This window comes from Streptomyces yongxingensis (assembly GCF_055597465.1).
The window spans coordinates 4,252,954-4,266,290 of sequence record NZ_CM145717.1 but is presented as its reverse complement, the minus strand read 5'-3'; the positions used below and the strand labels follow the sequence as shown (position 1 = coordinate 4,266,290).

The 13,337-nt window shown below is 71.3% G+C and carries 10 protein-coding genes and 2 tRNA genes; 6 read left to right on the top strand and 6 right to left on the bottom strand.

What is annotated here, in order from left to right; genetic code table 11:
- Nucleotides 1-113: 113 nt before the first annotated feature.
- The 4 genes from ACZ6TD_RS17865 to ACZ6TD_RS17850 all read left to right on the top strand — a co-directional run bounded on the left by ACZ6TD_RS17865 (nt 114) and on the right by ACZ6TD_RS17850 (nt 5,668).
- Entirely contained in the window at nt 114-3,065 is a 2,952-nt protein-coding gene (locus tag ACZ6TD_RS17865; protein WP_471357824.1) for a UPF0182 family membrane protein, read from the top strand.
- A 69-nt stretch (nt 3,066-3,134) separates the two neighbouring features.
- Nucleotides 3,135-3,208, top strand: a tRNA-Met gene (locus ACZ6TD_RS17860).
- Between the two features lie 181 nt (nt 3,209-3,389).
- Nucleotides 3,390-5,237, top strand: a complete 1,848-nt coding sequence (locus ACZ6TD_RS17855; protein ID WP_471355119.1) for a tetratricopeptide repeat protein — start codon at nt 3,390-3,392, stop codon at nt 5,235-5,237.
- Between the two features lie 354 nt (nt 5,238-5,591).
- A tRNA-Met gene (locus ACZ6TD_RS17850) sits at nt 5,592-5,668 on the top strand.
- Between the two features lie 110 nt (nt 5,669-5,778).
- On the opposite strand, the gene ACZ6TD_RS17845 is transcribed toward ACZ6TD_RS17850, so the two are convergent.
- Nucleotides 5,779-6,192, bottom strand: coding sequence for a Fur family transcriptional regulator (locus ACZ6TD_RS17845; protein WP_471355117.1), 414 nt, complete (start codon nt 6,190-6,192; stop codon nt 5,779-5,781).
- 162 nt (nt 6,193-6,354) lie between these two features.
- Between ACZ6TD_RS17845 and ACZ6TD_RS17840 the strand changes: the two genes are divergently transcribed.
- Complete coding sequence (locus tag ACZ6TD_RS17840; protein ID WP_471355115.1) at nt 6,355-7,821, top strand: catalase; 1,467 nt, start codon at nt 6,355-6,357, stop codon at nt 7,819-7,821.
- Between the two features lie 95 nt (nt 7,822-7,916).
- Here the strand turns inward: ACZ6TD_RS17840 and ACZ6TD_RS17835 are convergent, their stop codons facing one another.
- Nucleotides 7,917-8,309: a CBS domain-containing protein gene (locus tag ACZ6TD_RS17835; protein ID WP_470004984.1), complete on the bottom strand. Its 393-nt coding sequence runs from the start codon at nt 8,307-8,309 to the stop codon at nt 7,917-7,919.
- 188 nt (nt 8,310-8,497) lie between these two features.
- Nucleotides 8,498-9,292 (bottom strand): histidinol-phosphatase, encoded by a 795-nt coding sequence (gene hisN, locus ACZ6TD_RS17830; RefSeq protein ID WP_471355113.1) that lies wholly within the window; start codon nt 9,290-9,292, stop codon nt 8,498-8,500.
- 173 nt (nt 9,293-9,465) lie between these two features.
- On the opposite strand from hisN, the gene ACZ6TD_RS17825 reads away from it, so the two are divergent.
- Complete coding sequence (locus ACZ6TD_RS17825) at nt 9,466-10,044, top strand: TetR/AcrR family transcriptional regulator (protein WP_471355111.1); 579 nt, start codon at nt 9,466-9,468, stop codon at nt 10,042-10,044.
- A 29-nt stretch (nt 10,045-10,073) separates the two neighbouring features.
- On the opposite strand, the gene ACZ6TD_RS17820 is transcribed toward ACZ6TD_RS17825, so the two are convergent.
- The 3 genes from ACZ6TD_RS17820 to aroA form a co-directional block, all read right to left on the bottom strand.
- Complete coding sequence (locus tag ACZ6TD_RS17820; RefSeq protein WP_262701764.1) at nt 10,074-10,397, bottom strand: DMT family transporter; 324 nt, start codon at nt 10,395-10,397, stop codon at nt 10,074-10,076.
- Nucleotides 10,398-10,921: 524 nt separating this feature from the next.
- On the bottom strand, nt 10,922-11,932 hold the full coding sequence (gene rsgA / locus ACZ6TD_RS17815) for a ribosome small subunit-dependent GTPase A (protein ID WP_471355109.1): 1,011 nt from the start codon (nt 11,930-11,932) through the stop codon (nt 10,922-10,924).
- Nucleotides 11,933-11,944: 12 nt separating this feature from the next.
- Complete coding sequence (gene aroA / locus ACZ6TD_RS17810) at nt 11,945-13,321, bottom strand: 3-phosphoshikimate 1-carboxyvinyltransferase (RefSeq protein WP_470004637.1); 1,377 nt, start codon at nt 13,319-13,321, stop codon at nt 11,945-11,947.
- Nucleotides 13,322-13,337 lie beyond the last annotated feature (16 nt).

Here is a 13,337-nt window from a genome sequence, read left to right as displayed (position 1 = left end):
GACCCGGAAACGGGAACTGAGTAAAGCCTGAGTAAGTTGCATCAGGTGGGCCCTGGAGTTCAGGGTTCCCTCAATCGACAGCGAACTTCGAGGTGCGCACCTTGGCTTTCCAGATGCCGGACCGCGGCGGAGGCCCGACGGGGCCGCGGGTGAGAGTCGGCCGTCCGTCCCGGCGTGCCAGAACCCTGCTCATGACCCTGGGCGTGCTGGCCGTGTTGGCCATGCTCTTTGTCATGTTTGCCGGATTTTGGACGGATTGGCTCTGGTATCGCTCGCTTCATTACTCTTCCGTCTTCAGTACCACCCTGAAGACGAAGATCGGGCTGTTCTTCGTCTTCGGCCTGCTGATGGCCACGGCCGTCGGGATCAACATCTGGCTGGCCCACCGGCTGCGGCCACCGCTGAGCGCGATGTCCATGGAGCAGCAGAGCCTGGACCGCTACCGGATGGGCATCGCCCCGTTCAAGAAGTGGGTGCTGCTCGCGGTCACCGCCCTGGTGGGGCTGATCGCGGGCGCTTCGGCGGCCGGGCAGTGGCGCATCTGGCTGCTGTGGGTCAACGGGGTGCCGTTCGGCCAGAAGGACCCGCAGTTCCACAAGGACGTGGCCTTCTACGCCTTCGATCTGCCCTGGTACCGCTTCCTGCTGAGCTTCGGCTTCGCGGCCACGGTGCTCTCGCTGATCGCCGCCGCCCTGGTGCACTACCTCTACGGGGGCCTGCGGGTCACCAGCCCCGGCGCCCGCGCGACCGCGGCGGCCACCGGCCATCTGTCGGTGCTGCTGGGCGTCTTCGTGGCGCTCAAGGCGGTGGCGTACTGGCTGGACCGCTACGGCCTGGCGGTGAAGTCCAGCGACTTCAAGGCGACGGGCAACTGGACGGGTCTGCGCTATGTGGACGCCAACGCCTATCTGCCCGCCAAGACGATCCTGTTCTGCATCGCGGCCATCTGCGCGGTGCTCTTCTTCGCCACGCTGTGGCGCCGCACCTGGCAGCTGCCGGTCATCGGCTTCGGGCTGATGGTGCTGTCGGCGATCCTGATCGGCGGGCTCTACCCGGCGATCGTCCAGAAGTTCCAGGTCCAGCCGAACGAGCAGGCCAAGGAGGCGCCGTACATCCAGAAGAACATCGAGGCCACGCGCAAGGCGTACGGCATCGATGACTCCAAGGTGGCGGACTACTCCGGCAAGAACGACAGCGACGGCGGCGGCGAGAAGCTCCGTAAGGACGCCAATACGACGGCCAGTTACCGGCTGATCGACCCCAGCGTCATCTCGCCGACCTTCCAGCAGCTCCAGCAGGAGCGCAAGTACTACCAGTTCCCCTCGACGCTCGACGTCGACCGCTACAAGGGTGCCGACGGCAAGGACCAGGACACCGTCGTCGGTGTGCGCGAGCTGAACCTCAACGGCATCCCCAAGCGGAACTGGATCAACGACCACTTCACCTACACCCACGGCTACGGCATGGTGGCGGCGAAGGGCACCACGACCGACCCCAACGCGGACCCGGCCGGGTCGCCGGACTTCACCGAGTCCGGGCTGCCCACCAAGGGCTCCAGCGGCGGCGGGGTCGGCACCTACAAGCAACAGGTCTACTACGGCGAGAAGACCGACCAGTACTCGATAGTCGGCGGTCCCCAGAAGGAGCTCGACTACGAGAAGAACGGCGAGCGGACCACCAGCTACAAGGGCAAGAGCGGGGTCAGCCTCTCCAACCCGATCAACCGCGCCGCCTACGCGGTGGCGTTCGGAGAGCCCCAGATCCTCTACTCGGGCGCGATCGGGGACGGTTCCCGGATCCTGTACAACCGCACCCCCAAGGAGCGCGTCGAGAAGGTCGCCCCCTGGCTGACCATCGACGGTGACGCCTACCCGGCCGTGGTCCATGGCCGGATCAAGTGGGTCGTGGACGCCTACACCACGACCAACGGCTATCCGTACGCCTCGCGGACGACCCTGGGCGACAGCACGGCCGACTCGCTGAGCGACGGGGACCGCTCGGTGGTCGCGCAGCAGAACAAGGTCAACTACATCCGCAACTCGGTCAAGGCGACCGTGGACGCCTATGACGGCACCGTCAAGCTCTACGAGTGGGACTCCAAGGACCCGGTCCTGAAGACCTGGGAGAAGGCGTTCCCGGGCACGGTCGAGCCCAAGGAGAAGATCAGCGGCGAGCTGATGGAGCATCTGCGGTATCCGCAGGACCTGTTCAAGGTCCAGCGCGAGCTGCTGACCCGCTACCACGTGACCGACCCCACGCAGTTCTACAGCGGCAGTGACGCCTGGCAGGTGCCCGAGGACCCGACCCACAAGGAAGGGAACGCGGTGCCGCCGTACTACCTGAGCATGAAGATGCCCGACCAGAAGGGGCAGACGTTCTCGCTGACGACGACCTTCACCCCCAACGGGCGTCCCAACCTGGGGGCGTTCATGTCGATCGACGCGGATGCCAACAGTAAGGACTACGGCACGATAAGACTGCTGAAGGTCACCTCCAACGTGCCCGGTCCACAACAGGTGCAGAGCGAGCTCAACGGTGATCCGGAGGTCGCCGAGTTCGTCCGTAACCTGAGAGGCACCGACTCCGACATCGAGTACGGCAATCTGCTCACCGTGCCACTGGACAACGGCTTCCTCTATATCGAGCCCGTCTACGCCCGCGGTGGCAGCGCCAACTACCCGCTGCTGAAGAAGGTCGGCGTCTCCTACGGCAAGGAGACCGTCTTCAAGGACACCCTGGGCGAGGCCCTGGACGCCGTCTTCGGCGAGTCGTCCGAGCAGCGGCCACCGGGTGACGGAGGCCAGGACGAACCGCCGTCGAGCGCCAACCCCACGGTGAAGGACGCCCTGAAGGACGCCCAGGAGGCATATCAGGACGCCCAGGACGCCCTCCAGAAGGAGCCGCAGGACTGGGAGGCATACGGCAGGGCCCAGGACGATCTGAAGGCCGCGCTGGACCGCGCCGCCAAGGCGGAGGACAAGGCGGCCGGCGACAAGCAGGGGCAGCAGCAGAACCAGCCACGGAGCCAGAGCGCCGGCGGCGGTTCCGACAAGAAGGGCGGCTGACCCTTGACGACCTGCGAGAACGGCCGGGCGGCCGACCCCTCGCGCCGTGGTACGGTGGTTGCACCACGGCGCGGGGTGGAGCAGCTCGGTAGCTCGCTGGGCTCATAACCCAGAGGTCGCAGGTTCAAATCCTGTCCCCGCTACTGACACACGAGGCCCGGATCCGCAAGGATCCGGGCCTCGTTGTGTGTTGTATGAGCGTCCACTCGGGGAATGCGGATACAAGCGTTTGGGTTGTCTCTCTGTGGGCATGTCGACAAAACGCTGAAGTGACCTCCTCGGCTGCGGTATACCAGGTGTACGCCGGACGCGGGTGATGCCACGATGGGATTTATGGGGGACAGGGTCAGTCTGTTGGAGACAGGGCGTTTTGCGCACGCGCACGACGATGCCGAGGAGGAGACCCGGCACCGTCGTGCCGCCGAGGCCGGTGACACCGCCGCGATGAGCGCGCTCGGCGCACTGCTGCTGCGCCGCGGCGACCTCGACGGCGCCGAACCGCATCTGCGGGGAGCCACCGCGGCGGGCGACCGCGCCGCCGCCAACAACCTCGGCGTTCTGCTGCACCAGCGCGGTTACGCCGACGAGGCGGCCGGCTGGTGGCGCATAGCCGCCGTCGCCGGATCCCCCGCCGCGGCCCACGCCCTGGGCCGCCACCACCGCGAGCGGGGCGACGAGCCCGCCGCCGAGTACTGGCTGCGCCAGTCCGCCGAGTCCGGCCACACCCTGGGCGCGTACGCGCTGGGCGATCTGCTGGAGCACCGCAGCGACATCGGGGCCGAGCGCTGGTTCCGTACGGCCGCCGAGCGCGGCCACCGCGAGGCCGCGTACCGCCTCGCCCGCATCCTCGACGACCGCGGGGACGAGGGGGACGAGCCGGCGGCGGACCGCCGCCGCGGCGCCGACGGGAGCGGCCGGGAGGAGGCCGGGCAGTGGTACCGGCAGGCCGCCGCGCGCGGCCACCGGCGCGCCGCCCTCCACCTCGGCACGCTGCTGGAGAAGCGCGGTGAGACCAAGGAGGCCGGGCGCTGGTACCTGATGTCCGCCAAGGACGGCGAGGCGCGGGCCGCCTGCGCGCTGGGCTTCCTGCTGCGTGACGCGGGCGACACCGACAGCGCCGCCGTCTGGTGGCACCGGGCGGCCCAGGACGGCGACGGCAACGCCGCCAACGCGCTGGGGGCGCTCCACGCCGACCGCGGCGAGACCCAGACCGCCGAGCGCTGGTACCGCGCCGCGCTCGACGCCGGGGACATCAACGGCGCCTACAACCTCGGGCTGCTCTGCGCCGAGCAGGGCCGCACCGCCCAGGCCGAGCAGTGGTACCGCCGCGCCGCCTACGCGGGCCACCGCGAGGCCGCCAACGCGGTCGCCGTGATGCTGCTGCAGCGCGGCGACGCGGCGGGCGCCGAGCCGTGGTTCTCCAAGGCGGCCGAGGCGGGCAGCGTCGACGCCGCGTTCAACCTGGGGATCCTGTACGCGGGCCGGGGCGAGGACCGGGCGGCCCGGCAGTGGTACGAGCGGGCCGCGGCCGCCGGGCACACCGAGGCCGCGCTGCAGGTCGGCCTGGCCCTGCAGCGGGAGGGCGACGTCCAGGGCGCCGAGCGCCATCTGCGCTGCGCCGCGGGCGGCGGCAGCGCCGAGGGCGCCTTCCGGCTGGCCGCGCTGCTGGACCGCTCCTCGGTCGGCGGTGACCCGGCGACCGGCACCGGCTTCGGCAGCTCGTCCGGGACGCGCTTCCCGACCCGGCCGCCGGACGACGGCTCCGGGCCGCACGTCCCCGAGTACGAGGAGTGGTACGAGCGCGCCGCCCGCCAGGGCCACCGGCGGGCCCAGGTGCGGGTGGGCATGTTCGCGGCCGCGCGCGGCGATGTGGTCGAGGCCGCGCGCTGGTACCGCATGGCCGCCGAGGCGGGCAGCAGCAACGGCGCGTTCAACCTGGGCCTGCTGCTGGCCCGGGAGGGCAGCGAGCCGGAGGCCGCCCTGTGGTGGACGCGTGCCGCCGAGGCGGGGCACGGCCGGGCCGCGCTGCGGCTCGCGCTGCTCGCGGCCCGTCGCGGGGCGCTCGCCGAGGGGCAGCGGTGGTGTGCGCGGGCGGTCGAGCTGGGGCCCGCGGAGGTCGCCGAGCGCGCGGCCCGACTGCGAGAGGCGCTCCAGGAGGAGCTCACGGCGTAGGCGGCGAGGGCTTACGGCGCGGGCGGCGGGCCCGTCGCCCAGGGGCCCGCCGCCCAGGGGGTGTCCGGCGGGTTCTGACGCCTGCGGCGGGCTGCTCCCCTCCCCGCCCCTTCCCGTAACTGGGGCTCCGCCCCAGACCCCGGTCCTCAATCGCCGGACGGGCTGCGTTCAGCCCGTCCGGCGATTGAGGACACGCCCGAAGGGCGTCCGGGGTCCGGGGGGCGGAGCCCCATGGTGCGCGCACCGGGCCGGATCCGCGGCCCGGACCCGCCCGCGGCGAGCCACCGGCGGGCGGCCCGTCGGTAACCGGTTTGCTCCTGCTGTCCACCCCGGGTTAAGGTTGCTACACAACGACGCGGGGTGGAGCAGCTCGGTAGCTCGCTGGGCTCATAACCCAGAGGTCGCAGGTTCAAATCCTGTCCCCGCTACCACGGCGAAGGCCCGGATCCTCCAGGATCCGGGCCTTTCGTCTGTCGCGGCCCTACGGTCGCCGTCGCGGCCTTACGGTCGCGATCCGCGCCGCTCGCGCCGCCCCGGGGCCTCAGGCCGCACAGTCGGGGCACAGCCCCCGGTACGTCACCTCGACCGCGGAGATCGCGAAGCCGTAGCGCTCCTGCGTGGGCAGGTCGGCGAGCAGGTCACCGGCGGGGTGGACATCGCGGATCGTGCCGCAGCGCGCGCACACCAGGTGCTGATGCGCGTGATGCGCGTTCGGGTCGTAGCGCTTGGCTCTGCCGTCCGTGCTGACCTCGATCACCTCGCCGAGCGTGACGAGCTCGCCGAGGGTGTTGTACACGGTCGCGCGGGAGATCTCGGGCAGTCGCTCGGCCGCCAGCGCGTGGACTTCGTCGGCGGTGTAGTGCACGTGGTCCCCGTCGAGGACCTCGGCGACGACACGCCGCTGCGCCGTCAGCCTCCAGCCGCGTCCCCTGAGCCGTTCCAGCAGGTCACTCATGCCATTCACCTATCAGTCAGATAAGGACAAGGGTAGCAGCGGACGAGTCCTTGACCAGACCGGGTACGAGTTTCAAAGCCTTCTTGACTTAGACAATGTCCAATGTAGGATCGAGCCCAGCCCCAGACAAAGGGACAGGATGCGAGTACGCAGGAGGCGCACGTGACGGTCCAGGACAACATCACTGGTCCGCTGACCACGGAGTCCGGGGCTCCGGTGGCGGACAACCAGAACAGCGAGACGGCGGGCGCCGGTGGTCCGGTCCTCATCCAGGACCAGCACCTGATCGAGAAGCTCGCCCACTTCAACCGCGAGCGGATCCCGGAGCGGATCGTGCACGCGCGGGGCGCCGGTGCGTACGGCACCTTCACCGTGACCGCGGATGTGACGAAGTACACCCGCGCGGCGTTCCTCTCCGAGGTCGGCAAGCAGACCGAGACGTTCCTGCGCTTCTCGACGGTCGCCGGCAACCTCGGCTCGGCGGACGCGGTGCGCGACCCGCGCGGTTTCGCGCTGAAGTTCTACACCGAGGACGGCAACTACGACCTGGTCGGGAACAACACCCCGGTGTTCTTCATCAAGGACGCCATCAAGTTCCCCGACTTCATCCACACCCAGAAGCGCGACCCGTACACCGGCTCGCAGGAGGCGGACAACGTCTGGGACTTCTGGGGGCTCTCGCCCGAGGCCACCCACCAGGTGACCTGGCTGTTCGGCGACCGCGGCATCCCCGCCTCGTACCGCCACATGAACGGCTACGGTTCGCACACCTACCAGTGGAACAACGCCGCGGGCGAGGTCTTCTGGGTGAAGTACCACTTCAAGACCGACCAGGGGATCAAGAACCTCACCACCGCCGAGGCGGCCGAGACCGCCGGTCTGGACCCGGACAGCCACCAGCGCGATCTGCGCGAGGCCATCGAGCGCGGTGACTTCCCGACCTGGACCGTGCAGGTGCAGATCATGCCGGCGGCCGACGCGGCGAACTACCGCTTCAACCCGTTCGACCTGACCAAGGTCTGGCCGCACGAGGACTACCCGCCGATCGAGATCGGCAAGCTGGAGCTCAACCGCAACCCGCGGAACATCTTCGCCGAGGTCGAGCAGTCGATCTTCTCGCCCGCCCACTTCGTGCCGGGCATCGGCCCGTCCCCCGACAAGATGCTCCAGGGCCGCCTGTTCGCGTACGGCGACGCCCACCGCTACCGCGTCGGCATCAACGCCGACCACCTGCCGGTGAACCGTCCGCACGCGGCCGAGGCGCGCACGTACGGCCGGGACGGCTTCCTGTACGACGGCCGTCACGCGGGCGCCAAGAACTACGAGCCCAACAGCTTCGGCGGCCCGGACGAGACCGGCCGGCCGCTGTGGCAGCCGTCCCCGGTGTCCGGCCGGACCGGTGACCACGAGGCACCCTCGCACGCCGAGGACGACGACTTCGTCCAGGCGGGCAACCTCTACCGGCTGATGTCGGACGACGAGAAGGAGCGCCTGATCGAGAATCTGGCGCAGTTCATCGCCAAGGTCTCCCGCGATGACATCGCACAGCGGGCGATCGAGAACTTCCGCAAGGCGGACGCCGACTACGGCAAGCGGCTGGAGGCCGCGGTCCAGGCCCTGCGCGGCTGACGGACGCTTGCCGTATCAACCGAAGAGGCCGGACGCCGTTGGGCTCCGGCCTCTTCGGGTGCCGGTTCGGGTGCCGGGCGCGGTGCGCCGGGTCCTTACGCCGGTACGGGCTGGGGCGCCGGGGCCCAGCAGCGGATGATGTCGCGCACCGACACCACCCCGACCGGGCCGCCCGCGTCGAGGACGACCAGATGGCGGAAGCCGCCCTGGGACATCGCGCGGGCCGCCTCGTCCAGCGTCCACCCGGGGGCGGCGAAGACGACATCGGCGGTGGTGTGGTCGTGTGCCGTCTCCTGATCGGGGTCCTGGCCCGCCCCCAGGGAGTTGAGGATGTCGCGCTCGGTGAGAATCCCCAGGCCGCTGGTGTCGGGATCGAGCACGATGGCCGATCCCACCCGGCGTGCCGACATCAGCCGGGCGGCCTGGCGGAGCGTATGCGCGGGGCCGATGGTGAGGACCACCGAGCTCATGGCGTCACGGACGTGCATGGGCATGGATGGAGCCACCTCCTTGGTGAATCCCACATCCCATTAGAGAAAGGATTCACAAGTTCACAAGGTCCTGGATTCTCATGTTCACATGCCTCGGTGGGTCCAACAAGGGCGCGCGGAAGCCGATCTGCCGCTGAGCGCGCCCCGCGCTCCGGTTCACGCTCCGGCCGGCCCCGGAAGGCTCCTCAGGACCGCAGGTAGTCCAGCATCACCCCGTGCAGCAGCCCATTGGACGCCGCCGCATCGCCGCTGTTCGGGCCAGGTACGCCGTCGAGCCCGGTGAAGCGGCCGCCCGCCTCCTGGACGATCACCGCGTTGGCCGCCATGTCCCACAGCGACAATTCCGGTTCGGCGCAGATGTCCACCGAGCCCTCGGCCACCATCATGTACGGCCAGAAGTCGCCGTAGCCACGGGTGCGCCAGCAGGCGCGGGTCAGGTCGAGGAAGCCGTCCAGCCTGCCGCGCTCCTCCCAGCCGCTGAGCGAGGAGTACGCGAACGAGGCGTCGGAGAGGTTGCTCACCTTCGAGACCGCGAGCCGGCTCGCGGAGGACAGGCTGCGCCCGGTGTACGCCCCGAGCCCCTCGGCGGCCCACCAGCGCCGCCCCAGCGCCGGTGCGGAGACCACCCCGACCACCGGCCGGTCGCCGCCCTCACCGCGCTCCATGAGGGCGATCAGGGTGGCCCAGACCGGGACCCCGCGTACGTAGTTCTTGGTGCCGTCGATCGGGTCGACCACCCAGCGCCGCGGACCGCTGCCCTCGCTGCCGAACTCCTCGCCGAGCACCGCGTCGCGCGGCCGGGCGCGCTGGAGCGAGGTGCGGATCAGCTCCTCGGCCGCCTTGTCGGCCTCGCTCACCGGCGTCATATCGGGTTTTGTCTCGACCTTGAGGTCGAGCGCCTTGAACCGCTCCATGGTGGTCGCGTCGGCGGTGTCGGCGAGAACATGGGCGAGACGCAGGTCATCGTGGTAGTCGGGCATGGCCGAACAGTATCGACAGGAAAAGACGCGGAGCCACACGACTCCACAACGACCGGGGGACTTCGGCTGGACGGCCCGCCCGCGCGGGGCTCTTGACTTCATCTGGCGGTCCGTCAATTCTGTCGGGCACATGCCCGGCCGGGAGGCGACGACGCCCGCTCTGGGAGGCGAAGATGCCCGCAGCGCGTGAATCCTTACTCGACGCGGCCTTCGCCGCGCTCGACCGCCGTCCGTGGCCGAGGGTGAAGATGTCCGAGGTCGCGGCGGCGGCCGGGGTCTCCCGGCAGACCCTCTACAACGAGTTCGGCAGCAAGGAGGGCCTCGCCCGCGCTCTGGTGCGGCGCGAGGCCGACGCGTACCTGTGCGGGGTCGAGCGGGCGCTGTCGGGGGTGTCCGGCGCGGCGGCCCCCAGGGAGCGACTGGCCGCCGCCGCGGTGTGGACGGTCCGCTCGGCGACCGAGAACCCGCTGGTGCGGGCGGTGCTCACGGGCTGCTGGAACGAGCGGTTGCCGACGTCCGTAAGGGCGGCACCGCCGGGGTCGCCGGGGTCGCCGGGGCCGCTGCCCGCGCCGGGCGAGCTGCTCGGCCAGGCGCGGGACCGGGCGGTGCGGCTGTTGGAGGGCGACTGGCCGCCCGGCGCGGTGGAGCTGCCGCTGGCCTGTGAGGCGGTCGCCAGGCTGGCCCTGTCGTACGTGGTGGCGCCCGCTCCGGCGGCGGACGTGGCCCGTATGGTGCGCACCGTGCTGGCCTGAGCCGGCCCCGGCCCCCAGGGGGGCGGGTCTCAGTGGGCCGAGCCGGAGAGCTGGAGCCCTATCACGCCGACGATCACCAGCGAGATGGAGATGATCTTGAGCGTGGAGACGAGGTCACCGAGGAAGACCATGCCGTAGATCGCGGTCCCGGCGGCCCCGATCCCCGTCCACACCGCGTACGCGGGCCCCACGTCGAGCTTCTTCAGGGACAGCGTCAGCAGGCCGAAGCTGCCGAGCGCGAAGGCGCAGAAGGCGATGGTCGGCCAGAGGCGGGTGAAGCCGTGCGAGAGCTTGAGACAGACGGCGAAGCCGGTTTCGAGTAGCCCGGCGACCACGACCAGCAGCCACGCCATAGAGATGCCCTCCCGCGCCGCCGTCGGCTGCCGTCGCCCGCCCGGGGCATCCCCGGGCGCCTGGATTGCTTGATGCGATTATCCATTTACCGCCCGGATGGAGCGGCAAACACGCTCCCTGGGGGTGTCCGGCGGATCGTGACGCCTGCGGCGGGCTGTTCCCCTCCCCGCCCCTTCCCGAAACTGGGGCTCCGCCCCAGGCGCCGGAGGGTCGGGGCTCTGCCTCAGGCGCCGGAGGGTCGGGGCTCTGCCTCAGGCGCCGGAGGGTCGGGGCTCTGCCTCAGGCGCCGGAGGGTCGGGGCTCTGCCTCAGGCGCCGGAGGGTCGGGGCTCTGCCTCAGGCGCCGGAGGGTCGGGGCTCTGCCTCAGGCGCCGGAGGGTCGGGGCTCCGCCCCAGGCCCCGGAGGAGCGGCTCGGCCTCAGGCCCCGGAGGAGCGGGGCTCCGCCCCAGGCCCCGGAGGAGCGGCTCGGCCTCAGATGCCGGAGGGCCGGGGCTCCGCCCCTGCCGTGCGGCGGAGGGCACGCCTAGTCGCCCTCTCGCCGCTCGCGGGTGGCCAGCAGTCGCCGGAGGGAGTAGAGCCGGGCCGGGTCGGCGTGGCCGTCGGCCACCCACTGGTCCAGCGCGCAGTCCGGCTCGTCGTGGCTACAGGCGCGCGGGCAGCCCTCGGTGCCCGGCTCCAGGTCGGGGAAGGCGTGGATGACCCGCGCCGGGTCCACGTGGTGCAGCCCGAAGGACCGCACGCCCGGGGTGTCGATCACCCACCCCTTGGCGTCCGGCAGGGGCAGCGCGAGCGCGGAGGTGGTGGTGTGGCGGCCGCGGCCGGTGACCGCGTTCACCTGGCCGGTGGCCCGCTGGCGGTCCGGGACCAGCGCGTTCACCAGCGTCGTCTTGCCCACGCCCGAGTGGCCGACGAAGACGGTGATCCGGTCCGTCAGCCGCTCCCGCACCCGGTCGGCGGCGGCGTCGCCGTCGGCCAGCTCGTCGCGGCTGGTGACGACATAGGGGACGCCGAGCGGCTCATAGGTCTTCAGCATCTCGGCCGCGGGCGCCAGATCGGACTTGGTGAGCACGAGCAGCGGCTCCAGGCCCGCGTCGAACGCGGCCACCAGACACCGGTCGATCAGCCGCGGGCGCGGCTCCGGATCGGCCAGGGCGGTCACGATCGCGAGCTGGTCGGCGTTGGCGACCACCACCCGCTCGTACGGATCGTCGTCGTCGGCGGTCCGGCGCAGGACGGAGGAGCGCTCCTCGACCCGTACGATCCGGGCGAGCGTGTCCTTGTCGCCGGAGAGATCCCCGACGATCGCGACCCGGTCGCCGACCACGACGCCCTTACGGCCGAGCTCGCGGGCCTTCATGGCGGTGATGGTGCGGTCCTCGACCAGGACCGTGAGCCGGCCGCGGTCGACCGTGAGCACGAACCCCTCGGTGGCGTCCTCGTGTTTGGGGCGGATGCTGGTGCGCGGCCGGTTGCCCTTGCGGTTGGGGCGGATCCGAACGTCGTCCTCGTCGGTGTGCTTGCCGTAGCGGCGCATGAGTCCAGGCTCTCAGGATCTCCGCGCCGAGGTCGTCGTCGCGTCGAGCATGCCGGTCCACAGACCGGGGAAGTCGGGGAGGGTCTTGGCGGTGGTCGCCACGTTCTCGACCAGCACGCCGTCGACGGCCAGGCCGAGGACGGCGGCGGCGGTGGCCAGCCGGTGGTCCTCGTAGGTGTGGAAGATCCCGCCGTGCAGCGGGCGCGGGCGGATCCGCAGGCCGTCCTCGGTCTCGGTGACGTCCCCGCCCAGCTCGTTGATCTCCTTGGCGAGGGCGGCGAGCCGGTCGGTCTCGTGGAGCCGCAGATGCGCGATGCCGCGCAGCACCGACTCGGAGTCGGCCAGCGCCGCGACCGCCGCGATCACCGGGGTGAGCTCGCCGACCTCGTGCAGGTCGGCGTCGATCCCGGTGATCCGGCCCGTTCCGGTGAAGGTCAGACCGGTGTCGGTGAGCTCGCAGGAACCGCCCATCTCGGTGAAGATCCGGCGCAGTTCGTCCCCGGGCTGGGTGGTGCGCTCCGGCCAGTCCGGGATGGTCACCCGGCCGCCGGTGACCAGGGCGGCGGCCAGGAACGGCGCCGCGTTGGACAGATCGGGCTCGACGACCAGGTCGCGGCCGAGCAGCGCGCTCGGCGCCACCCGCCAGACGCCCCGCTCGCCGCCCGCCTCCGCGGTGTCCACCCGCGCGCCCGCCGCGCGCAGCATGTCCACGGTCATCCGGATGTGCGGCAGCGAGGGCAGCGCGGCGCCGATGTGACGCACCTCGACGCCCTGGTTGAAGCGCGGCGCGGACAGCAGCAGCGCGCTCACGAACTGGGAGGACGACGAGGCGTCGACGCGGACCGGGCCGCCGTCCAGCGCCCCGCCGCCGTGCACGGTCATCGGCAGCGCGCCGCGGCCGTCGTCGTCGATGCGGGCGCCGAGAGCGCGCAGCGCGTCGATCACGCCGTGCAGCGGGCGCTCGTGCGAGCGAGGGTCGCCGTCGAAGTGGACGGGGCCGTCGGCCAGGGCGGCGACCGGCGGCAGGAAGCGCATCACGGTGCCGGCGTTGCCGACGTCGATGGTGGCCGGGCCGTGCAGCCCCGCCGGGATGACCCGCCATGCCTCTCCGCCGCCGGAGGGGCCGCTGGAGCCGAGGGCGCCGTCGGACACCGTCTCCTCGATGCCGACGCCCATGGCGCGCAGGGCGGCGGCCATCAGGAGGGTGTCGCGGGAGCGGAGCGGGCGGCGCAGCCAGCCGGGTTCGGCGGCGAGCGCGGCCAGGATCAGACCGCGGTTGGTAACCGACTTGGATCCGGGCACGGTGACGGTCGCGTCGACCGCTCCATCGGCGGTCGGAGCGGGCCAGAGGGCGGTGTGGTCGCCCGGGGAGGTCTCAATGCCGGTCATGGGTCTCACTTTAGTG